The organism is Shewanella indica (genome assembly GCF_002836975.1).
In the GTDB taxonomy this organism is placed as follows: domain Bacteria; phylum Pseudomonadota; class Gammaproteobacteria; order Enterobacterales; family Shewanellaceae; genus Shewanella; species Shewanella indica.
The window spans coordinates 68,371-90,775 of the sequence record NZ_NIJK01000040.1; the positions used below are offsets into that span (position 1 = coordinate 68,371).

General features: G+C 52.3%; 17 protein-coding genes. 13 read left to right on the plus strand and 4 right to left on the minus strand.

From position 1 onward, the window contains the following. The first annotated feature begins 45 nt into the window (after positions 1 to 45). The 13 genes from uppS to tilS all read left to right on the plus strand — a co-directional run bounded on the left by uppS (position 46) and on the right by tilS (position 16,828). Entirely contained in the window at positions 46 to 873 is an 828-nt protein-coding gene (uppS, locus tag CX650_RS13925; protein ID WP_039034776.1) for a polyprenyl diphosphate synthase, read from the plus strand. 20 nt (positions 874 to 893) lie between these two features. Further along, positions 894 to 1,751, plus strand: coding sequence for a phosphatidate cytidylyltransferase (locus CX650_RS13930; RefSeq protein ID WP_039034777.1), 858 nt, complete (start codon positions 894 to 896; stop codon positions 1,749 to 1,751). Positions 1,752 to 1,755: 4 nt separating this feature from the next. Next, on the plus strand, positions 1,756 to 2,946 hold the full coding sequence (gene ispC, locus CX650_RS13935) for a 1-deoxy-D-xylulose-5-phosphate reductoisomerase (protein ID WP_101096141.1): 1,191 nt from the start codon (positions 1,756 to 1,758) through the stop codon (positions 2,944 to 2,946). Between the two features lie 15 nt (positions 2,947 to 2,961). Further along, positions 2,962 to 4,344 carry a sigma E protease regulator RseP gene (rseP, locus tag CX650_RS13940; protein ID WP_101096142.1) on the plus strand — a complete coding sequence of 461 codons (1,383 nt, stop codon included), beginning with the start codon at positions 2,962 to 2,964 and terminating at the stop codon, positions 4,342 to 4,344. A gap of 31 nt (positions 4,345 to 4,375) precedes the next feature. Beyond that, positions 4,376 to 6,859 (plus strand): outer membrane protein assembly factor BamA, encoded by a 2,484-nt coding sequence (bamA, locus tag CX650_RS13945; RefSeq protein WP_101096143.1) that lies wholly within the window; start codon positions 4,376 to 4,378, stop codon positions 6,857 to 6,859. A gap of 58 nt (positions 6,860 to 6,917) precedes the next feature. Then, positions 6,918 to 7,415, plus strand: a complete 498-nt coding sequence (locus CX650_RS13950) for an OmpH/Skp family outer membrane protein (RefSeq protein ID WP_039034800.1) — start codon at positions 6,918 to 6,920, stop codon at positions 7,413 to 7,415. A 4-nt stretch (positions 7,416 to 7,419) separates the two neighbouring features. Continuing rightward, positions 7,420 to 8,445 carry a UDP-3-O-(3-hydroxymyristoyl)glucosamine N-acyltransferase gene (lpxD, locus tag CX650_RS13955; protein WP_039034781.1) on the plus strand — a complete coding sequence of 342 codons (1,026 nt, stop codon included), beginning with the start codon at positions 7,420 to 7,422 and terminating at the stop codon, positions 8,443 to 8,445. 37 nt (positions 8,446 to 8,482) lie between these two features. Then, positions 8,483 to 8,944, plus strand: a complete 462-nt coding sequence (fabZ, locus tag CX650_RS13960; protein WP_025010987.1) for a 3-hydroxyacyl-ACP dehydratase FabZ — start codon at positions 8,483 to 8,485, stop codon at positions 8,942 to 8,944. Beyond that, complete coding sequence (lpxA, locus tag CX650_RS13965) at positions 8,941 to 9,711, plus strand: acyl-ACP--UDP-N-acetylglucosamine O-acyltransferase (protein ID WP_039034782.1); 771 nt, start codon at positions 8,941 to 8,943, stop codon at positions 9,709 to 9,711. The genes fabZ and lpxA overlap by 4 nt, the downstream gene beginning before the upstream one ends. Before the next feature lie 14 nt (positions 9,712 to 9,725). Then, positions 9,726 to 10,886: a lipid-A-disaccharide synthase gene (gene lpxB, locus CX650_RS13970; RefSeq protein ID WP_101096144.1), complete on the plus strand. Its 1,161-nt coding sequence runs from the start codon at positions 9,726 to 9,728 to the stop codon at positions 10,884 to 10,886. After that, positions 10,883 to 11,503, plus strand: coding sequence for a ribonuclease HII (gene rnhB, locus CX650_RS13975; RefSeq protein WP_039034784.1), 621 nt, complete (start codon positions 10,883 to 10,885; stop codon positions 11,501 to 11,503). Before lpxB ends, rnhB begins: the two co-directional genes overlap by 4 nt. A 241-nt stretch (positions 11,504 to 11,744) precedes the next feature. Further along, a complete protein-coding gene (dnaE, locus tag CX650_RS13985) occupies positions 11,745 to 15,218 on the plus strand; it encodes a DNA polymerase III subunit alpha (protein ID WP_101096145.1) in 3,474 nt (1,157 codons plus the stop codon). After that, positions 15,218 to 16,828: a tRNA lysidine(34) synthetase TilS gene (tilS, locus tag CX650_RS13990; RefSeq protein ID WP_101096146.1), complete on the plus strand. Its 1,611-nt coding sequence runs from the start codon at positions 15,218 to 15,220 to the stop codon at positions 16,826 to 16,828. Before dnaE ends, tilS begins: the two co-directional genes overlap by 1 nt. A 2,595-nt stretch (positions 16,829 to 19,423) precedes the next feature. On the opposite strand, the gene CX650_RS14000 is transcribed toward tilS, so the two are convergent. The 4 genes from CX650_RS14000 to CX650_RS14015 form a co-directional block, all read right to left on the minus strand. Further along, the gene (locus CX650_RS14000) at positions 19,424 to 20,053 is read right to left on the minus strand and encodes a hypothetical protein (RefSeq protein ID WP_101096148.1); all 630 of its coding nucleotides are present in this window, start codon (positions 20,051 to 20,053) and stop codon (positions 19,424 to 19,426) included. 36 nt (positions 20,054 to 20,089) lie between these two features. After that, on the minus strand, positions 20,090 to 20,644 hold the full coding sequence (locus CX650_RS14005; RefSeq protein ID WP_157823031.1) for a hypothetical protein: 555 nt from the start codon (positions 20,642 to 20,644) through the stop codon (positions 20,090 to 20,092). Then, complete coding sequence (locus CX650_RS20075) at positions 20,634 to 20,981, minus strand: hypothetical protein (RefSeq protein ID WP_146226014.1); 348 nt, start codon at positions 20,979 to 20,981, stop codon at positions 20,634 to 20,636. Before CX650_RS20075 ends, CX650_RS14005 begins: the two co-directional genes overlap by 11 nt. 137 nt (positions 20,982 to 21,118) lie before the next feature. Then, positions 21,119 to 22,120 carry a hypothetical protein gene (locus CX650_RS14015; protein ID WP_038896420.1) on the minus strand — a complete coding sequence of 334 codons (1,002 nt, stop codon included), beginning with the start codon at positions 22,118 to 22,120 and terminating at the stop codon, positions 21,119 to 21,121. Positions 22,121 to 22,405: the final 285 nt, after the last annotated feature.

A 22,405-nucleotide genomic window follows, 5' to 3' on the forward strand; every position in this document is an offset into this window, starting at 1 on the left:
GTATACTACGCGGCGTTTGTCTATTTATAAGGGTTGTTTATTCAGATGTCATCCAATATGGAAGCCGATCCTACGACTCCAACCAGCACAGGTGACTGCCAGACTTCAGAGTGCTTACCTGAGCAGCTTTCAGAGCTGGTAAAACAGTCTATCCCGCAGCATGTGGCTATCATTATGGATGGTAACGGCCGTTGGGCTCAGGCCCAGGGTAAAGCCAGGGTTTTTGGGCATAAGGCCGGAGTCAAAGCCGTGCGCCGGGCCGTGAGTACAGCAAGGCAGCTCGGGGTACGTTCATTGACCCTGTTCGCGTTTTCCAGTGAGAACTGGCGTCGTCCGGATCAGGAAGTCAGCCTGTTGATGGAGCTATTTTTTACCGTGCTGCGTCGGGAAATCAAGCTGCTGCACCAAAATGGTGTCCGGTTGAATATTATTGGGGATACCAGTCGTTTTTCCGAGAGACTGCAAAAACAGATCCGTGCCGCCGAAGAGAAAACCGCTGCCAACTCAGAGCTGACCCTTAATGTCGCCGCTAATTATGGTGGCCGCTGGGACATAATGCAGGCCGCCCGCAAACTGGCAGAAAAAGTCGAATCCGGTGAAATGACCAGCAGTCAGTTCAGTGAAGAGGCCCTGGCAGCGCATTTGTGCATGCAAAATCAACATGAAGTTGATTTAATGATCCGTACGGGCGGGGATTACCGCATCAGTAATTTTATTCTCTGGCAGGCGGCTTATGCCGAGTTGGTCTTTACCGACACCCTTTGGCCAGATTTTGATGAGCAGGCATTTCGCCAGGCTGTGGCGACTTTTGCCAGCCGCCAGCGTCGTTTCGGTCTGACCGGAAGTCAGATAGAAGAAATACGCAGCGAATAACATCTTACGAGGGACATTTTTTGCTAAAACAACGAATAATAACAGCAATTTGGTTAATCCCACTGGTTATGGGGGCCATTTTTTTGCTCCCGGCGAGTTATTTTTCATGGGCCTTGGTGGCGGTATTTCTGATTGCGGCGAAAGAGTGGGGCCGTATTATCGACAGCCGTTGTGAGGTCACTCAATGGAGTTTTACCGCTACCCTGGCGATAGTATTGGTGGCGATTAACCTCCTGGTACCGACCGATGCCGTCTGGTCCAGAGGTCAGTTACACCCCATCATGCTGGCCATCATTCTTATCGGCGCCTGCTGGTGGCTATTCTCTTTGGTGCTGGTGATCTCCTATCCCCGCAGTGCCAAACTCTGGCAGGGCAGTCCCATGCTCAAGTCTATGTTTGGTCAGTTGACTTTGCTTCCTTGTTTCGCTTCCCTGATCGCGCTCAAGGCGCTCAGCAGTCCTGCTGACCCTTATTTTGGCGGTATCTTGGTTTTCTTGGTGATGCTGACCGTATGGGCCGCCGATTCAGGCGCCTACTTTGCCGGTAAGGCGCTGGGGCGGATTAAACTTATGCCCAACGTCAGCCCGGCCAAGACTCTGGAAGGTTTACTTGGTGGCCTGTTGACCACCATGGTGGTGGTGGCCGGTGTTTGCTATTTCTCTCCAGAGCAGGAGCTTGGACTGCTGATAGCCGTGACCCTATTTACCGCTTTGGCCTCGGCGCTCGGCGATCTGTCCGAGAGTATGTTCAAGCGCGCCGCCAAAATCAAAGACTCGGGCACTATATTGCCCGGTCACGGCGGTGTGCTGGATCGCATCGATAGCCTGACCGCAGCCTTGCCTGTATTTACCCTTATCTATATTGCATTCTGGATGTAGTGCTATGCAAAACATGGTGATTTTAGGAGCGACTGGTTCTATTGGTGCCAGTACCCTCAGTGTGATCCAACATAACCCGGCGGCATATCAGGTTTATGCGTTGGTGGCCAATACCAATGTCGACAAGATGGCCGAGTTGTGTACGATCCACCGACCTGAAGTTGCCCATATGGTTGACCCCAATGCTGCCAAGCTATTGGCCGAGCGTTTGGGGGCCACCTCTGCTACCCGCGTGAGCAGCGGCGAGTCAGAACTACTTGAGCTGGTGGCTCACAGCCGGGTCGATACCGTGATGGCGGCCATAGTCGGCGCCGCCGGCATGTTGCCAACGCTGGCGGCAGTCAAGGCCGGTAAGCGGGTGCTGCTGGCCAATAAAGAGGCGCTGGTGATGTCCGGGCGCTTGTTTATGGAAGCCACCCGCCAGTCGGGCGCGACTCTGCTGCCGGTAGACAGCGAGCACAACGCTATTTTCCAATGCCTGCCGGAAGCTGTGCAGCAACAGCTGGGTTATTGCAACCTTCAAGGCGCAGGCATTTCATCGATTCTGCTCACCGGCTCTGGTGGGCCATTTTTGAGCGCCGATCTTGCCAGTTTGGCGAGTGTGACACCGGCCCAGGCTATCAAGCATCCCAACTGGTCTATGGGGCCTAAAATTTCTGTCGATTCGGCGACTATGATGAATAAAGGGCTTGAGTATGTAGAGGCGCGCTGGCTCTTCAACGCCAGTGCCGAGCAGCTCAAGGTGGTTATCCACCCCCAGAGTGTGATTCACTCCATGGTGCAGTATCAGGATGGTAGCGTGCTGGCGCAGCTCGGTAATCCGGATATGCGTACTCCGATTGCTCATTGTATGGCCTATCCGGAGAGAATTGTTTCAGGGGTTGAACCTTTGGACTTTTTCAAAGTCGGACAATTGAGCTTCTGTGAGCCGGATTTTGCCCGTTATCCATGCCTTGAGTTGGCAATGACTGCCAGTGCTTCGGGGCAGGAGGCGACCACAGTGATCAACGCAGCCAATGAAATGGCCGTTGCCAGCTTCCTTAAAGGGGAAATTGGCTTTACCGATATCGCCCGGGTCAATGAAGCCTGTTTGGCCCGTGTGCCGCAATCGCCTTTAAATTCCATAGCGGATATTCTGGCATTGGACGGCCAAAGTCGTCAGTATGCCGAGGAAGCTATCGCCGGATGCAAGTGAGGAAAATAAGGTCTGATGTTTGATTTTTTATGGAACCTGGGCGCTTTTATCGTCGCCTTGGGGATACTGATCACCGCCCATGAATATGGCCACTTTTGGGTAGCCAGGCGCTGTGGTGTCAAGGTGGAGCGTTTCTCTATCGGCTTTGGTAAGGCGATTTGGCGTCGCCTCGGCAAAGATGGCACCGAATATGTGATAGCCATGATCCCGCTTGGGGGCTATGTCAAAATGCTCGACGAGCGGGTCGAGGATGTACCCGAGGAGCTTAAAGAGCAGGCCTTTAATCGCAAGAGTGTCTGGGCGCGTATCGCGATAGTCGCTGCCGGGCCGATAGCCAACTTTATCTTTGCCATTTTCGCGCTCTATATTATGTATCTCATCGGCGTGCCTTCACTCAAGCCGGTGATCAGCGATGTCAGACCCGGCTCGCCTGCGGCCGTGATGCAGATAGATGGCCCTCAGCAGATAGTGGCGGTTTCCGGGCAAAAGGTACGCACCTGGGAAGAAGTGAACCTGGCACTGGTCGGTCATATCGGCGATGACAGTATGAGCTTGACCCTGAGGCCGCTCGACCAGATATCTCAGCCTGACGATGGTCTTGAGCCTTCCGGGCGTACTTATCAGTTGGATATCCGCAACTGGCGTTTCGATCCGGAAAAAGAATCCCCCTTCAGTACGCTGGGGCTGGATATCTTCCGCCCGGATGTGATCCCTGAAGTGGAGACGGTTACCGAGGGCGGTGCGGCCGCCAAGGCCGGGGTCAAGGCCGGTGATATTCTGGTGGCCGTCAATGGTGAGGCATACAGCGACTGGCAAACCTTTGTCGGACAAATTAAAGTATCAGCCGGTAAGCCGTTGCAACTGACGGTTAAGCGCAGTGGTGAACAACAGACTTTCACTCTGATCCCGGACAGCCGCAAGGGTGCCAATGGCGAAATGGAAGGTGTCATCGGCCTGGCGCCCAAAGCCCCCAAGTGGCCGGACAATATGCTGCTGGATCTGCAGTATGGCCCGCTTGAATCCATTTCGGTGGCGGCAGATAAAACATGGCAACTTGTAGTCGTCAGCTTTAAGATGATCGCCAAGTTGTTTACCGGTGATGTTTCGGTTAAAAATTTGAGCGGCCCCATCTCCATCGCTCAGGGGGCAGGTAACAGCGCCAACATAGGGTTGGTATATTTTCTCGGGTTCCTCGCCCTGATAAGCGTAAACCTCGGCATTATTAATCTCTTGCCGTTGCCAGTGCTGGACGGGGGACACTTGATGTATTACTTGGTGGAAGTAATAACAGGTAAGCCTGTATCCGAACGGGTACAGGAAATTGGATTCAGATTTGGGGCGGCGTTGCTGCTGATGTTGATGAGCATTGCCCTTTTCAATGATTTTGCCCGACTCTGAGCAAGGACAGACAAATAATTAGAAGTGCGCTATGCGATTGAATAAACTTTTTGCCTCGATGTTATTAGTCGGCGCGTCGTTTTCAGGGAATGGTTGGGCAGAGTCTTTCCAGCCTTTTGAAGTGACCGACATCCAAGTTGAAGGTTTGCAACGAGTGGCACTCGGTGCGGCCTTGCTGAGTTTGCCTGTCAAAGTGGGTGACACAGTCGACCAACTCAAGTTGCAACAGGCGATAAAGAGCCTGTATGCCTCCAGTAACTTTGAAAATGTTCAGGTGTCCCGCGATGGTGGGGTGCTGATAGTGTCGGTACGTGAAAGACCGACCATCAGTGCCGTGACCTTCGACGGTAACAAGGACATCAAAGACGAGCAACTGCAGGAAAGCCTGGACGGCAGTGGTGTGAAGGTGGGCGAAGCCCTCGACCGCACCATGCTCTCGGGTATTGAGAAGGGCCTGCAGGACTTCTACTACGGCGTGGGTAAATACGGTGCCAAGGTAGAGGCCCAGGTGATCAACCTGCCTCGTAACCGGGTAGAACTTAAGTTTAAGTTTACCGAAGGTCTGGCGGCCGAAATCCGTCAGATTAACATAGTGGGTAACGAGCGCTTCAGCGATGCCGACCTTATCGGCATGCTGGAGCTCAAAGACTATGTAGCCTGGTGGGATCTGTTCGGCGAGCGCCGTTATCAGAAACAAAAACTGCAGGCCGACCTTGAGACCATCAAGACCCACTACCACAATAATGGTTATATCCGTTTCAAGGTGACCTCGACTCAGGTGGCGATGACGCCGGATCGTAAGGGCCTTTACATCACCATTAACGTCGATGAAGGCGAGCAGTACAAGGTCAAGGAAGTCAACCTGACCGGTGAACTCATGGGTCGTGAAGAGTTGCTCAAGGGTATCTTGCCTATCAAGGCCGGTGAGCAATACAACGGCGCAGATGTGACCTTTACCGAAGAGATGTACAGTAAGTATCTGGGCCGCTTCGGTTACGCCTATCCAGAGGTGAAGACTTTCCCTGAGATAGATGATGAAACCAAGGAAGTGACCCTGAATGTTAACGTTAAGCCCGGCAAGCGTGTTTATGTCCGCGCCATCAACTTCACCGGTAACACAGTAACCAAAGATGAAGTAATGCGCCGTGAGCTGAGACAGATGGAAGGAGCCTGGTTGAACTCGGCCTTGGTCGAGCAATCCAAGGCACGACTCAACCGTCTGGGTTACTTTGAAACTGTCGATACTGAAACCGTGCAGGTGCCGGGCACAGACGACTTGGTGGATGTGGCCTTCAAGGTGAAAGAGCAGCCATCAGGCTCCTTTAACGCTGGTATAGGTTATGGTACCGAGTCAGGCATGAGCCTGCAGTTCGGGGTTCAGCAGTCCAACTTCCTCGGTACGGGCAACCAGGCCGGGATTAACCTGAATACCAACAAGTACTCCAAGAACGTCAACCTGTCGTATACCGATCCTTATTTCACCAAAGATGGGGTCAGCCTGGGTGGCAGCATCTACTGGAACGAGTTCGATGCTAATGAGGCTAACCTTGAACGCTATAAGAACAGCTCCTATGGTGTTGCGCTTAACAGTGGTTTCCCCATCAACGAGTACAACAGACTCAACGGCGGCATAGGCTATCGTCATAACACCATTTCTGAGATTTCCAGTTATGAGCAGGCGATCCGCTTCTATAACATCTATCGTGACAACGAGGATCCCAACTCTGACTTGAGCTTCGATAACTTCGAACTTAGCCTGGGTTGGTATCGCAGCACCCTCAACCGCGGAACCTTCCCAACCGACGGTTCATCCCAGCGTTTGAGTGGTAAGATCACGGTTCCAGGTTCGGATCTGCAGTACTTCAAGACTGACTTTGATACCAACTTCTATTGGCCGCTCACCCGTAGCCATAAGTTTGTGCTCTTGACCCGTGCCCGTCTGGGTTATGGCAACGGTTATGGTGGTTTCAATGACAACGACCAGATCCTGCCGTTCTGGGAAAACTACTACTCAGGTGGCTCCAGCTCACTGCGTGGCTTCAAGTCCAACTCAGTGGGGCCCAGAGCCTTCTATCTGTATCGTGGCAGCGATTCTTGTGGACCCAATCCGGATGGTGAAGGCTGTAGCTTGCCGGGCGATCCCAACCAAGTTTACATCAGCTCAGGTCGTTCTATCGGTGGTAACGCCATCGCTACGGCCAGCATGGAGTTGATTGTGCCGACTCCTTTCCTGGATGAGGCCTATAGCAACTCAGTACGTACCAGCTTCTTTATCGATGCGGGTAACGTCTGGGATACGGAGTTTGATTATGACTCCTATCGTTTCTTGCCGGCGGATGAGTTTTCCAAGTTGGCCGATTACAGTGATCCGAGCCGTATCCGTGCCTCCTGGGGCCTTAGCCTGCAATGGCTGTCGCCCATGGGTCCCATGGTGTTCAGCCTGGCCTGGCCCGTTAAGGAATACGACGATGACGAGACCGAGATCTTCTCGTTCAATATTGGCAAAACTTTCTAAATTACATAAACTCGGCAAGCATTGCTGAAGAAAAACAAGGAGTCTGACTTTGAAAAAAATGGTAAACGGCGCACTGATGACGCTGATGTTGATGGGGGCTCCTCTGGCTGCCCAAGCTGAGAAACTGGCGGTTGTCGATATGGGCGCTGTGTTTGAACAACTGCCACAACGTGAGCAGATCAGCAACGCACTCAAGACTGAGTTCGGTGATCGTATGGCCGAAGTTCAGAAATTGCAGGAAGACCTTCGTGGTTTGCTGGAAAAGCAGCAGCGTGATGCCGCGCTGATGAGCGAAGCGCAAAAGACCGAACTGGTTCGTAAAATGGAATCTCTGAAGGCTGACTATCAGCTCAAAGGTAAGGCGTTGGATGAAGATCTGCGTCGTCGTCAGGGCGAAGAACAAAACAAACTGCTGGTAAAGGTGCAGAAGGCTATTAATACCATAGCTGAAAAAGAGAAGTACGACATGGTACTGCAACGCGGCGCCGTGGTTTATGTTAAGCCTGCTGCCGACATCAGTTCCAAAGTGGTTGAAGCCTTGAGCAAAGGCCAGTAAATCGATGAAGTCTTTTTCGTTGAAAGAGCTTGGCCAGCTACTAGGGGCTGAAGTTCGCGGGGATGACAGTGTGACTGTCTCCTCGGTGGCGACACTCGAAAAGGCGCGGCCGGATCAGATCACCTTTCTGGCCAACACCAAATACCGTAGCCAGCTGGAGCAGACTCAGGCTGGTGCGGTATTGATCTCGCCTAAAGAGTTGGACGGTTTTGCCGGTAACGCCTTGGTGCTCAATGACCCTTATGTCGGTTTCGCCAGAGTCGCGCAATTGCTGGACAGTACGCCGGCCGCCGCAGAGGATATCCATCCCTCGGCGCAAATTCATCCCAGTGCCAAACTGGGTGAGGGCGTTGCGGTTGGCGCTAATGCGGTAATAGGTGCCAACAGTATTTTGGGCGAAAACGTTCAGATAGGTGCCGGTACTGTGGTTGGTCAGGATGTCATCATAGGCTCAGGCAGTCGCCTGTGGGCCAATGTCACCGTCTATCACAATGTGCATATGGGGCAAAACTGTATCGTTCACTCGGGGGCGATTATCGGCTCTGATGGTTTCGGTTATGCCAACGAACGCGGTCAGTGGATCAAAATCCCTCAAACCGGCGGCGTGCGCATAGGTGACAGAGTGGAGATTGGTGCCGGTACTACCATAGATCGCGGCGCAATCGACCATACTGAAATTCATGATGGTGTGATCCTCGACAACCAGGTGCAAGTGGCCCATAACGATATTATTGGAGCCAACACTGCGATTGCCGGCTGCACTGTGCTGGCAGGCAGCGTGACTATAGGTAAACATTGTATCATTGGTGGCAATTGCGCGATTTCCGGTCATCTGAGCATTACCGATGGGGTGCATGTCACTGGCAGCACCAACATTACTAACGATGTTCGTGAACCTGGGGTATACTCCTCCGCCACTGTGGCCATGCCCAACAGGCTGTGGCGTAAAAATACGGTTCGCTTCCGTCAATTGGACGAGCTGTTCCAGCGGGTCAAGACCCTGGAAAAAACCGTTAAACCCCAAGATTAATACCGCTGTGTGTTAAGCGGCATGAGGAAACGAGTTCGTGTCTAATCAATTAAATACAATGGATATCAAAGAGATTTTGGCTTACCTGCCACACAGGTATCCATTTTTGTTGATCGATAGAGTACTGGATTTTACTCCGGGTGAGACTCTGCATGCGATCAAGAACGTTACCATCAATGAGCCTTTCTTTCAGGGACACTTCCCTGTGCAGCCGGTTATGCCTGGCGTGCTCATTCTGGAAGCCATGGCGCAGGCCACCGGCTTGTTGGCGTTCAAGACCATGAGCGACAAGCCGTCTCCGGACGTGTTGTATTATTTTGCCGGTATCGACAATGCTCGTTTCAAACGGGTTGTTGAGCCAGGTGATCAGCTGCACTTTGAAGTGAAGATGATCAAGGAACGCCGCGGGATTGGCGTTTTCTACGGCGAGGCCAAAGTGGATGGTGAGCTGGTGTGTTCAGCCGAAATCATGTGTGCCCGCAGAGAGATTAGCAAGTGATAGATAAATTAGCTTTCGTTCACCCCGACGCCAAGATAGGTAAGAATGTTACTATCGGTCCCTGGAGTTATATAGGACCGGATGTGGAGATCGGCGATGATTGCTGGATTAGTTCCCATGTGGTTATCAAGGGACCCAGCATCATTGGCAAGGGCAACCGGATTTTTCAGTTTGCCTCAGTTGGTGAAGATTGCCAGGACAAGAAATATGCCGGTGAACCTACCCGGCTTATCATGGGTGATAACAATATCATCCGTGAATCTGTCACCATTCACCGTGGCACAGTGCAGGACAACAGCGAGACCCGTATCGGCTCCAACAACCTGTTTATGGCCTATGTACATATCGCTCACGACTGCGTGGTGGGCGACAATGTGATCATGGCCAACAACGCCTCTATTGCCGGTCATTGCCATGTGGGTGACTGGGCTATTCTCGGCGGTATGACAGGAGTGCACCAGTTTGTGCACATTGGTGCCCATGCCTTTACTGCAGGTTGCTCTTTGGTGCTGCAGGATGTGCCTCCTTTCGTGATGGCCTCTGGCCAGGCGGCCATTCCCCGGGGTCTGAATATGGAAGGCATGAAGCGCCGCGGTTTTTCCAAAGAGACCCAGCAAGCGCTGCGCCGGGCTTACAAGACCCTGTACCGCAGCAGCCTGACTCTGGAAGAGGCCGTCGCAGCTATGGCTGAAGACGCCGCAAAAGAGCCGCAGGTACAAGCATTTGTTGATTTTGTGACCTCCTCAAATCGAGGAATTATTCGCTGACACAGTGAGAACGAATGACACAAAATAGAAAGTTAGTCTTTGCAATGGTCGCCGGAGAAATCTCCGGCGATATTTTAGGTGCCGGCCTGATGAGAGCATTGCAACAGCGCTATCCGGACGCCCGTTTTATCGGTATAGGAGGCCCTCGCATGGAGGCGCTCGGATTCGAGTCGCTGTTTGTCATGGAAGAGTTGGCCGTGATGGGAATTGCCGAGGTGCTTTCCCGTCTACCGAGATTGTTGAAGATACGCTCGAGTCTGGTCAAACAGATAACCGCGCTGCAGCCGGATTGCTTTATCGGCATAGATGCCCCGGACTTCAATATCGGCCTGGAGCTCAAGCTCAAGGCGCGTGGGATCAAGACGGTGCATTATGTCAGCCCGTCGGTTTGGGCCTGGCGTCCTAAGCGGATCTTCAAAATCGCCCGCGCCACCAATATGGTGTTGTCACTGCTGCCGTTTGAAAAAGCCTTCTACGACAAGCATCAGGTGCCTTGTACCTTTGTCGGCCACACTTTGGCCGATGAGATCCCGATGGAGAATGACAAGCGTCTTGCCAGAGAAGCACTCGGCTTGAAAGTCGAGGCTGAATATTTGGCCATCCTGCCGGGTTCTCGTGGTGGCGAGTTGAAGATGTTGGCCCAGCCCTTTGTGGAGGCGGCCAGGCTGCTGAAACAGCGCTATCCGGATCTCAAGTTTATTACCCCCTTGGTGAATGAAAAACGCCGCCAGCAGTTTCTTGCCGCGCTGGAAACCTATGCGCCGGATCTGGAAATTCATATGACGGAAGGGCGCTCGCGGGAAGTGATGGCCGCCAGCGATGCCATCTTGCTGGCATCGGGCACCGCCACGCTGGAAGCCATGTTGGTCAAGCGCCCTATGGTGGTCGGCTATCGGGTCAGCCCTATCACTTACCGTATTGCCAAGCGGATGATGCAGATAAACCACTTCTCTTTGCCCAATTTGTTGGCCGGAAGAGAGTTGGTGGCAGAGCTTATCCAAGATGATTGCACTGCCGAGCGGATAGCCGAAGAGGTGGGTAAATTGCTGGATAAAGATAACCGGCCGCTGCTGGCCGAGTTTACTAAGTTGCACAGCCTGCTGGCCTGCAACGCCAGTGAGAAGGCGGCCCAGGCGGTTGTGGCATTGCTGGATAAAAAAGCCGAGGAAAGATGACAGTCTATAAGCAACTCTCGGAGGCCGAAGCGCAGCTGTTGTGCCAGGGGCTGGTCGCCGGGGTAGATGAAGTGGGGCGTGGCCCCTTGGTCGGCGATGTGGTCACGGCCGCGGTGATCCTGGATCCCGCCAATCCCGTCACCGGTCTCAATGATTCCAAGAAGCTCAGCGAAAGGAAACGCGATGCCCTCTATGAAGAGATTCTGGCCAAGGCGCTGGCGGTCTCAGTCGGTCGAGCCAGCCCGGCGGAAATCGATGAGCTCAACATATTGCATGCCACCATGTTGGCGATGCAGCGCGCCGTTGCGGGCTTGAAGGTGCGTCCCGAAAAAGTCTTGGTAGACGGCAATCGGACCCCGGATTTTGGCCTGTCTTCGGCCGCAGTGGTTAAGGGCGATGGCTTGATCCCGGCCATCAGCGCCGCCTCTATCATAGCCAAGGTCACCCGCGACCGGGAGATGGCCGAGCTTGACCTCCGCCACCCTGAGTATGGTTTTGCCGCCCATAAGGGCTATCCCACCAAGGCGCATTTCGAAGCCTTGAGTCAACACGGTGTCTTGCCTGAACACAGACGCAGCTTCAGGCCGGTACGCGAATGGCTGGAGCAGCATTCATAAGCCGTTCTGAAACCTAAAGATGCAACCCAAAGGGCAGCCGCTGCTGCCCTGTCATTTTTTGCTGTTACATCTTTTTGTTGGTATGTCGGTGAAAAGCGAATCTGAGCCGAGCGTCATTTCTCGGTTAATTGGCGCTTCTATCAACAGCAAGGTTAAATGGCCGGTTTTAACTTTGGTGAACCTCTCCCGGCGTGTTATCTTTGCCTATTGATTTTCAGCTTGTCAGAGTAATCGGATTTTCATGTCACAGCCCCGTTTCGTCCATCTACGTGTTCACTCAGACTTTTCCATGACCGATGGTCTGGCCAAGGTCAAGCCCATTCTGGCCAAGGTGGCCGATGAGGGCATGGCGGCAGTGGCGCTGACGGATCAGAACAACCTCTGTGGTCTGGTGAAATTCTACGGTGGCTGCCATGGCGCCGGGATAAAACCCATCATAGGGGCCGACTTCTGGATGTTGGTGCCCGGCTTTGAAGATGAGTTTTGCGCGCTTACCGTGCTGGCTATGGATAACGATGGCTACCAGAACCTGACTCAACTGATCTCCAAGGCCTATCTGCGCGGTCAGGTGCGTGACAGAGTCGCTATCGATCAGCAGTGGCTGCTGGAGCACGGCGCCGGTATTTTGCTGCTCTCCGGCGCAAGGGAAGGGGACTTGGGTAAGGCGCTGCTCAAGGGCAACCAGAACCAGGCCCAGGAACTGACCGATTTCTATAAGCAGTACTTCAACGACCGTTACTTTATTGAACTGATCCGCACCGGGCGCCCGGATGAAGAGCGCTACCTGCACATGGCGGTGGAACATGCTGCCAACACAGGCCTGCCTGTGGTTGCCACCAACCAGGTGGTGTTCATGACCCCGGAAGAGTTCGAGGCCCATGAAATCCGGGTGGCTATCCACGATGGCTACACATTGGCTGACCCCCGTAGACCCAAGAAATACAGCGAGCAGCAGTATCTCAAGACTGAAGCTGAGATGTGCGAGCTGTTTGCCGACATTCCGGAAGCGCTGCAAAACACGGTGGAGATCGCCAAGCGCTGTAACGTTACCGTGCGGCTTGGCGAGTACTTCTTGCCCAACTTCCCCACGGGTGAGCTGTCTACTGCGGACTATCTGGTGATGCGCTCCAAAGAGGGGCTGGAAGAACGTCTCGAGTTCCTGTTTCCGGATCCACAAGAGCGGGCGGAAAAGCGCGGTGAGTATGACGAGCGTCTGGATATTGAGCTCAAGGTTATCAACCAGATGGGCTTCCCCGGCTACTTCCTTATCGTGATGGAGTTTATCCAGTGGGGTAAGGACAACGGTATCCCCGTGGGCCCGGGGCGGGGTTCGGGTGCCGGCTCCCTGGTGGCCTATGCGCTTAAGATCACTGACCTGGACCCGCTGGAATTTGACCTGCTGTTCGAACGTTTTCTTAACCCCGAGCGGGTGTCGATGCCCGACTTCGACGTCGACTTCTGTATGGACAGGCGCGACGAGGTTATCGATCACGTGGCCGAACTCTATGGCCGGGACGCGGTATCGCAGATCATCACCTTCGGTACCATGGCCGCCAAGGCGGTAGTGCGTGACGTGGGCCGGGTGCTGGGGCACCCTTATGGTTTTGTCGACAGAATTTCCAAGATGATCCCGGCCGAGCCCGGGATGACGTTGGCCAAGGCGTTTGAGGTCGAGCCGGCGCTGCCTGAAGCCTATGAGGCCGATGAGGATGTCAAAGACCTTATCGACATGTGCCGCAAGCTTGAGGGGGTGACCCGTAACGCGGGTAAGCACGCCGGGGGCGTGGTGATTGCGCCGACCAAGATCACCGACTTCTCGCCGCTTTATTGCGACGCCGAAGGCAAAAACCCGGTGACCCAGTTCGACAAGAACGACGTGGAAACCGCCGGTCTGGTGAAATTTGACTTCCTGGGTCTCAGAACCCTGACCATTATCGACTGGGCGCTGGGGATGATTAACCCAAGGCTCGCCAAGCTCGGCAAGCCGCCGGTCGATATTGCCGCCATTCCGCTGAACGATGCCAAGTCCTTCGGGGTACTTAAACGCTACGAAACCACAGCGGTATTCCAGCTGGAATCCCGCGGCATGAAAGATCTTATCAAACGTCTGCAGCCCGACTGCTTTGAAGATATGATCGCTCTGGTAGCCCTGTTCCGCCCAGGTCCCTTGCAGTCGGGGATGGTAGATAACTTTATCGAGCGTAAGCACGGCCACGAGGCCATCTCCTACCCGGATGAGAAGTGGCAACACGAGAGCCTTAAACCGATTTTGGATCCTACCTACGGCATCATCCTCTATCAGGAACAGGTGATGCAGATTGCCCAGACGCTGGCGGGTTATACCCTGGGCGGCGCGGACATGCTGCGCCGGGCTATGGGTAAGAAAAAACCGGAAGAGATGGCCAAGCAGCGTGCCGGTTTTGAAGCCGGGGCGATAAAAAACGGCGTCGATGGCGAACTGGCGATGAAGATCTTCGATCTGGTGGAGAAATTCGCCGGTTACGGCTTCAACAAATCGCACTCGGCCGCCTACGCACTGGTGTCCTACCAGACACTCTGGCTCAAGACCCACTATCCGTCTGAATTTATGGCGGCGGTAATGTCCGCCGATATGGACAACACAGACAAGATAGTGACCCTGGTGGATGAGTGTGAGCGCATGGGACTCAAGCTTATTCCGCCGGATGTCAACAAGGGCCTGTTCAAGTTTACCGTCGATGAAGAGCTCAATATCGTCTATGGTATAGGCGCCATCAAGGGAGTGGGCGAGGGGCCGGTCGAATCGATTCTGGAAGCCCGCAAGGGTGGGCCGTTCAAAGACTTGTTCGACTTCTGCGCCCGGGTGGATTTGAAAAAACTCAACCGCCGGGTGATTGAAAAGCTGATCAATGCCGGCGCCATGGACAATCTGGGGCCACACCGGGCTTCCATGATGGCTACCTTGCCGGAGGCGATACGCGCCGCCGATCAGCACGCCAAGGCCGAAGCCATAGGCCAGTGCGACATGTTCGGTCTGCTCAACGACGACCCAGAGGACAGCAAACAACAGTTTGTCGACTGTCCGCGTTGGCCGGACAAGGTCTGGTTGGAAGGGGAGCGTGAGACCCTGGGGCTTTACCTCACAGGTCATCCCATCAACCAATATCTCAAAGAGCTCAGGCACTACACCTCCGGGCGGCTCAAGGATATTCACCCCACAGACAGGGGCAAGACGGTCAAGGCCGCCGGATTGGTGGTCGCCACCCGGGTGATGCTGACCAAGCGAGGCTCCAAGATGGGGCTGCTGACATTGGACGACAAGAGTGCCCGTCTGGAAGTGATGCTGTTTACCGAGGCCTTCGAGAAATTCAATCACCTGCTGGAGAAAGACAGGATCCTCATCTGTGAAGGTGAAGTGAGCTTCGATGACTTCTCCGGCGGTAACCGGATGACGGCGCGCAACATTATAGATATGGGCGAAGCCCGCAGCCACTTTGCCGCGGCGGTGGAACTGGATCTCGATGCGGCAATATTGAGCCCGGAATGGCTGACACAGTTTTATGAGACTCTCTCGCCCTGGCGCGGCGGCTCTGTGCCTGTGGCGATTAACTATCGTCAGGCCCAGGCCAAGGGACAGTTCCGTTTGAGTGACGACTGGCGGGTAAACCCCAGTGATGAACTCATGATGGCACTGGAAGCTATGCTCGGCACAGATAAGGTCAGGATCCTCTTCTAATGCCCCACACTCTGGTTGATACCCTGGTACTCAAGTTAACGGCGCTGCTGGATAAAATCGGCGCCACGGCTGACAACCACCTCTGGCTGGGTTACAGCGGCGGTATGGACTCAGAGCTGCTGGCCTATACCTTGGCGCGCTTTGGCGAGACTCACCCCAAGACGCCTTATCAAATCTCCCTGGTGCACGTACACCATGGCCTTAGCTGTAATGCCGATGCCTGGGCGGCCCATTGTCGCCAAAGAGCCGAGCATTATGGCCTGAATTTTGTTCTTCGGAAGGTGCAACTTGAGCTCGGCCCGCGCGTCAGTATCGAGGCCGAGGCGCGGCGCGCTCGCTATCAGGCGATTGCCGAGCTGCTCAATCCCGGCGATATTCTGCTGACGGCCCATCATCAGGACGATCAGTTGGAGACGCTGCTGCTGGCACTCAAGCGCGGTCAGGGCCCCAAGGGACTGGCGGCCATGGGGCAAGCTCAGCACTTGGCTCTGATATCTAAGGCAGAAAGTTCCTTGGCTCAGACATCCAGGGCAGAAAGTGCACCATGCTGGCAATTACGGCCCATGCTGGACAGCAGCCGGGCTCAGATAGAGCAGGCGGTGGCGAGTCTCGAGCTGCCCTATATCAATGATGAGAGTAATCAGGACACCCAGTATGACCGCAACTTCCTGCGCGCCGAGGTGATCCCAGTACTCAAGCAGCGCTGGCCTTCGATTGCCACTACGGCCTCACGCAGCGCCGCCCTGTGCGCCGAGCAGCAGTTGCTGCTCGATGAAGTCAGCGCCGAAAAGTTGCAGCCCTTGCTCGGCCGTTGCCGCTTCAGCGGCGTTAGGGTGCTGGATAGCGCCGGGCTCAAAGTGTTGTCACCCCAGTGGCAGGCGCAGTTGCTGCGGCAGTTTATTCAGATGCAGCGCTTGCCCTTACCGGCGCAGGTGCAGTTGCAGCAAGCCTTGGCGCAGCTACTTGATGCCAGGGAGGATGCTCAGCTTGAGCTTAGCTTTAAAGGATTGCTCCTCAGGCGTTATGGGCAACAGATCTATGCCATGGCGCCTCTGCCAGGGGCAGCATTCCAATTACTTGATAGCGCAGGTTCGGCTGAAGATGTGGCTGCAAGACTCTCGAAACTGACCCTGAGCCAAAAGCAGCTGCAAGCATTGAGCCAAGGGCAGAGTCTGAGTGTTGGGCTCACCTCCCCCTGGCAGCGCCTGGAGCTGACATTGGCTGACTCAGGGCCCAGGGTGGCGCTGGCTCAAGTAATGGCCCCACAACTGGCTTCGCTAATGGCATCATTACCGGCACTGCAACTGGCGTCACTATCGGCGTCACCAGGGGCAAAAGTTCAGCCATCAGATACCGCTGCTGCGCCTGAATTGGTCTTGGGGCTCAAGGGCAGTTACCGCTGTCAGCCTCACAATAGAGACAAGAGGCGAGAGCTCAAGAAACTCTGGCATGAACTCGGGGTACCGCCCTGGCTCAGAGACAGAGTGCCACTGCTGATGCAAAATGGCCGACTGCTGGCGCTGGCCGGTGGTTTTGTCGAGCGTAGCGCACTGGCATCTGGCTCTGAACCCGGAATCGTGTTGAAACTGGTTGCTGAAGCAACCCCTTAGCGCCAATAGTTTGGGCACAGCGGCTAACATGGCTTTGAGCCAAAACTCATCAATGAACTTGGTCCTAGCGGCTAGATAAGTTGTAGCCTATCACCAGCGGTGAGCTCTCGCACAGGCGATCCTGTGACTCGCTGCTAGTACGTCCTTGTAAGCTCTGCCTCGCCATCCCTGGCTCGGAAGGTCACAGTTCCACCTGTGCTTGGAAATAGGTGTATGTCTGCAGACACTTCAGATGTTTCAAGTTACTCCATTCTCACAGAATTGCACTAATTCCCCCCTCGGTGTCGCCGAGAGCCGCTGGTACCGCGGCTATTATGGCTTTGAACCAAATCTCACTAATAAACCTGGTTTTAGCTGCCAGCTAAGTTGCAGCCCATCACCTGCGGTGCGGATGGGCAGGAAGCCCGAATGCCGTGAAGGACAGGACGTCCGAGAACGGCCCTTTCGCACAGGCGATCCTGTGACTCGCTGTGAACCCCTCCCTGGGCGCTCGACGAAAACGTCCCTGTTTTCGACGGTCACAGTTCCGCCTGTGCCTGGAAATGAGGTGTATGTCTGCAGAACTCTCAAATGTTTCCAGCTACTCAGCGCTAACAGAATTGCACCAGCTCCCCTTCGGAGCCGCCGTTGGCGTTGTTGCAAATCGGCGTAGCCGAGACAGGGATGTCGAGGCTCGAAGGTCGAGCAAGGTGAATGTTGCGAAGCAACAAGTTTATGAGCGCGAGCCAAGGAAGGCGAGCTGGCCGTTATGCATGGATGCATTTGGCGAGTCCTGAGTGTAGCCAATTTGCTTTATAAGCCAGTGGGGATTTCGGCTACGTCGGGGTGTCCTTGGGGATGCAAGGGGCTTTGGATAAGCAAAGCCCCTTGCCCGGTGTGGTGTGGAACACCACGACTTTACGCCGCTGGCACTGCGGCTATTATGGCTTTAAGCCAAAACTCACCAATGAACTTGCTCCTAGCGGCTAGCTAAGTTGTAGCCCATTACCAGCGGTGCGGATGGGCAGGAAGCCCGAATGCCGTGAAGGACAGGACGTCCGAGAACGGCCCTTTCGCACAGGCGATCCTGTGACATGCTGTGAACCCCTCCCTGGGCGCTCGACGAAAACGTCCCTGTTTTCGACGGTCACAGTTCCGCCTGTGCCTGGAAATGAGGTGTATGTCTGCAGAACTCTCAAATGTTTCCAGCTACTCAGCGCTAACAGAATTGCACCAGCTCCCCTTCGGAGCCGCCGTTGGCGTTGTTGCAAATCGGCGTAGCCGAGACAGGGATGTCGAGGCTCGAAGGTCGAGCAAGGTGAATGTTGCGAAGCAACAAGTTTATGAGCGCGAGCCAAGGAAGGCGAGCTGGCCGTTATGCATGGATGCATTTGGCGAGTCCTGAGTGTAGCCAATTTGCTTTATAAGCCAGTGGGGATTTCGGCTACGTCGGGGTGTCCTTGGGGATGCAAGGGGCTTTGGATAAGCAAAGCCCCTTGCCCGGTGTGGTGTGGAACACCACGACTTTACGCCGCTGGCACTGCGGCTATTATGGCTTTAAGCCAAAACTCACCAATGAACTTGCTCCTAGCGGCTAGCTAAGTTGTAGCCCATTACCAGCGGTGCGGATGGGCAGGAAGCCCGAATGCCGTGAAGGACAGGACGTCCGAGAACGGCCCTTTCGCACAGGCGATCCTGTGACATGGCGAGAGTCGCGTAGCAACATGCTTTCGAGCGCGAGTCATGGATGACGAGCTGGCCGTTAAACAGGGAAGTTGTTGTGAACCCATAATTCCCCTCGGTGTCGCCGACAGCCGTTGGCGAAAATAACGTGGTTAAGCAGCGGTCAATCACCTGCGGTGCGCTCTCGCACAGACGATCCTGTGACACGGCGTGAATACATCCTTGTAGCCTCGACGAAAACGTCACTGTTTTCGACGGTCACAGTTCCGCCTGTGCCTGGGAATAGGTGTATGTCTTAGGGTATATAAGCAATTTCAAGCAACGCTATTATTACAGAATTGCACCAATTGCCCCTAGGTGTCGCCGAGAGCCGTTGGCACAAATAACGTGGCTGAGGGCGAATGCTCTCCGGTGGCGAGTGTGCTTATAACCGAAAGCGCCGAGCGTTGCGAATCAGCTTGAATGCTTGTATGTTTCGCTATCGACTTAGTCAAAAAGTGAGTGTTCTACCCAGTTGACCGTCAGTTTTAATGTTTTATTGAAAACATTAAGATTGTTGAAAAAGCAGTGTTCACCAACTAGCACTGAACGATCTTTGTCTAAAACTTCAATATCGAAATACGCCTTGTTTTCTATCGAATCACTGGCGAACTTAGCTAAGTTGTCATCTACCCCTTGTAACGAATAAACTCCTAAATTCTTGTTTCTAGATAAACTTGAAACACTATCCAAATTGAAGTTACAACCATCAATTATTATTCTCATTTACGCACATGCTCAAACTATGGAAAACACTAACAATACTGGATATAAAAACAGCACTCAAGTAGTATTACGCAGTTTTTCAATTGGAAACATAACGCCCCGCGCATGCGCGCGAACTTGTGAGCGTCGCAGGGGCCGTAGGCCCCGAATGACGAGGATTGTTAAGTATCACTTTTTATCCGTAATTGCAGTTAACCCTTTAACTTGAAACCACCTCTTCGCTGGCAGCAAATAAGATGAAAATCTGTTCCCTGCTTTGCCGACTTTAATGCAGGATTTAATTAAATTATCCATAGCAACATCGATACCTACATCTTTATACGCTATTGACGGAGATCCTTCAGTGAAGCAATTAACTTTAGGGTGTTTTATTGCTTCAAGATAATCATCAAAAGTATCTCGAGCTACAGACATACCGTAAATACGCCAAGCATATTTTTTACCCAAATAATGACCATCATTTGCGCTATGCGATACCCTCGTGTCAGATTTCTCTGTCTCTACTTTTCGCAGTTGTTCACCAAGAGTTCTTGCAAAGTAATGACTCACAGATGGATTCACTTCATCAGCTTTTGCGGTTGCTGAAATATCAACCCAATTGATACCCGCGACTACTTCGTAGCCAACGTTGTAGCGCTCACCAGCTTCTAATACCGCTTCTTTGTTTGCTAGAAATTGATATGTTGTTGGTGTGTTTTCTGGAGTGAATTTATGTAAAAACTTTCCAGACGGATCTGGTGTTATTGTGTAATTAGTCACAATCAGAACAGGTGTTGTGTGCAAGTCACGTGATTTCAATCCATTACTCCGAACTAGTTTGTGATACTTAACGCCTCAATAACCGGCAGCCGAAGCGTAGCGCAGGCTGTCCGGCGCCGTCAGGCGCGAAGTTGATTGACTTGTTATGAGATACTTTGCTACCGAAGGAATGACAAACCTACGGCTTTCAAGCTCTTGACCAGGCGGACAGAAGTAATCTAGCCAAACACTCATATTTGTATTTTTTTGAGTAAAGTACCCAAATGCCACTGGCACCGAATCTCCAGGTTGTAAGTTGGTTTGATAGACCATTAACTCTTCGCCAGCTGCGGACATCAGTGCATTACCACTACGCGCGGGAGTACAGTTGCCGTTAATGCTTTTGGGACCAATCAACTTGATAGATGTTGCCTCTGAGGTAACTTCAACTGTTACAGCGAAACCTAGATCCCTTGAGTTCTTATACGTGATTTCTTGCTCAGTAATACCTGGCGATGCGAGTGAAGACAGAGCTATCGGAAGTAGAAATATGGCAAGTAATCTATTCATGGTTTTCTCATAACGCATTGAACAGCGGAAAACGCGAGCGTAGCGAGTGGTTTTCCGATGCTTTAACTTGTTATAAGCCATTTGTATCCACCGTTTTACCACAGTGAATACAAACCACGCGACCACTAAACCACTTGAACACGACTGCACCCCAATCACCACTAGAATCTGGATGTGGCTCTTTAAATCCCTGAATGGTTAAACACTTATTACAGTGTGGGCAGCGTACCCAAAAAGCTGTAACGAAATGAACCAGACCGAATACAACGGTGAGTCCTATTGTAAGTAAAACGGTATAGTCGTAGGTGCTGTCATCTGTGATTAATGCATAAGTCAACCAGATGAAAAAACATAGCAAGCCGAACCAAGAAATAAACACGCTGCCCGCATTAATTTTCCCTATGAGCACTTTATTCAACTTGCACCTCCCACGGCTTATAACGCCCTGTTAAGGTGTGAGCAACGCAATACCTAAGCCGCCGCATACCGCCTTAACCACTAAAACTAACGCATAGTAAAAATGCCACGCGTTGCGAATCACTCTTAAACAGTTTGTTATACGAATTTGCAATATTGATCGATGAATCCCTTTGGTTCGCATACAACTGTTGAAGAGCCCACATATGCATAACATGCCTTGGCTTTTTTGACGAAGTTTTTGTCATCAGAGATAAGGAAGCTTGCACCTAAAGCAGATACAGCATGCTGCATATCATTGTGAGAAGCATTGAAGCGATCTTTGCCCTTTTTTGATTTAGTGAAATCGTCTGCGTAGTAACCCGCCCAATTCATTAAACTATACGCTCGTGCAACAGCAGTTTGAGGAGTATCCTCGAAATAGTCAGCCAAATTGAAGTTACTGTTCTCAACTTTAAATGTCGCTTCTATCGCACTTACAACACTATCAACGTTTAGAGCCTTTAGCTCCAATGCTTTAACTTCAGGAATATCTCTGAAAGGCTGTGGTCCAAGTTGCTGATCACTTGCAATAGCTGGTGCCTGTAATGTAGCAGCTTTAACTCTGAGTTGGTCCATTTGACCCTGCATATTAGAAAAGTAACTTTTGAAAGGTTCGTCTAAGCTCTCGATATCAATTGATGCAAGCTGATTTTCACAGTTACTAAGTAGCGTATCCAAACTCGATTTAACTTTTTCATTGATATCAGCGAAGCTTTCATCGATAGGAAGTCCAGACAATTTGCGAGAAGATAACTGGCTCACTTCCATTAGATTAGTGATGCCCAAATCAATATTCGATTGTTTATTGTCAATATGTGCTCGCCAAACTACTTCGGGAGATTGAGAACTTAAGCTCCGGTTCAAAGGTTCAATATATTTTGCTTGTAACTCGATCAAGACATCGAGATGTTCCTGTTGATATTCAGTTCTTGATATTTGTAGAATTTCATCTAAGGTGACGTGAGAATATACAACCGTTACTTGTTCAGTTCCTAATACATATTTAAGCAACTCAAACAACTCGTTCTTAGACTCTTTCAGCTTACGTTGACGTAAGTTACTCAAAGTATTTTGATCTAAATAGATCAGAAAACTCATAGACTACCTCTATTCGTATAACAGCTGTATAGTGCGCATGCGCGTTTTAGTCCTCAGAGGAGTGTAAACGCGCACCGCTATCTGTTTGTATTAGCTGGATATAATAGAGTTTAGTCCTAATATCCCTTGCAGCTAAACGCGCATGCGCGGTTTCCAAACCTATTATCTACCAGCTGTATTTTTTAACGTTATGAATTTAATAGTATTTTCTAAAATGTTACAGAAATAACGCGCAAACTTAGCTGCAAATTTCCGGCATTTTTCCTAGAACGTCAATAATACTGT

Excerpts from the sequence above, each read along its gene's own strand:
- uppS (WP_039034776.1), top strand. The coding sequence starts at position 46 with ATGTCATCCAATATGGAAGCCGATCCTACGACTCCAACCAGCACAGGT.
- ispC (WP_101096141.1), top strand. The coding sequence starts at position 1,756 with ATGCAAAACATGGTGATTTTAGGAGCGACTGGTTCTATTGGTGCCAGT.
- rseP (WP_101096142.1), top strand. The coding sequence starts at position 2,962 with ATGTTTGATTTTTTATGGAACCTGGGCGCTTTTATCGTCGCCTTGGGG.
- bamA (WP_101096143.1), top strand. The coding sequence starts at position 4,376 with ATGCGATTGAATAAACTTTTTGCCTCGATGTTATTAGTCGGCGCGTCG.
- CX650_RS13950 (WP_039034800.1), top strand. The coding sequence starts at position 6,918 with ATGGTAAACGGCGCACTGATGACGCTGATGTTGATGGGGGCTCCTCTG.
- lpxD (WP_039034781.1), top strand. The coding sequence starts at position 7,420 with ATGAAGTCTTTTTCGTTGAAAGAGCTTGGCCAGCTACTAGGGGCTGAA.
- lpxB (WP_101096144.1), top strand. The coding sequence starts at position 9,726 with ATGACACAAAATAGAAAGTTAGTCTTTGCAATGGTCGCCGGAGAAATC.
- rnhB (WP_039034784.1), top strand. The coding sequence starts at position 10,883 with ATGACAGTCTATAAGCAACTCTCGGAGGCCGAAGCGCAGCTGTTGTGC.
- dnaE (WP_101096145.1), top strand. The coding sequence starts at position 11,745 with ATGTCACAGCCCCGTTTCGTCCATCTACGTGTTCACTCAGACTTTTCC.
- tilS (WP_101096146.1), top strand. The coding sequence starts at position 15,218 with ATGCCCCACACTCTGGTTGATACCCTGGTACTCAAGTTAACGGCGCTG.
- CX650_RS14005 (WP_157823031.1), bottom strand. The coding sequence starts at position 20,644 with ATGGCTTATAACAAGTTAAAGCATCGGAAAACCACTCGCTACGCTCGC.
- CX650_RS14015 (WP_038896420.1), bottom strand. The coding sequence starts at position 22,120 with ATGAGTTTTCTGATCTATTTAGATCAAAATACTTTGAGTAACTTACGT.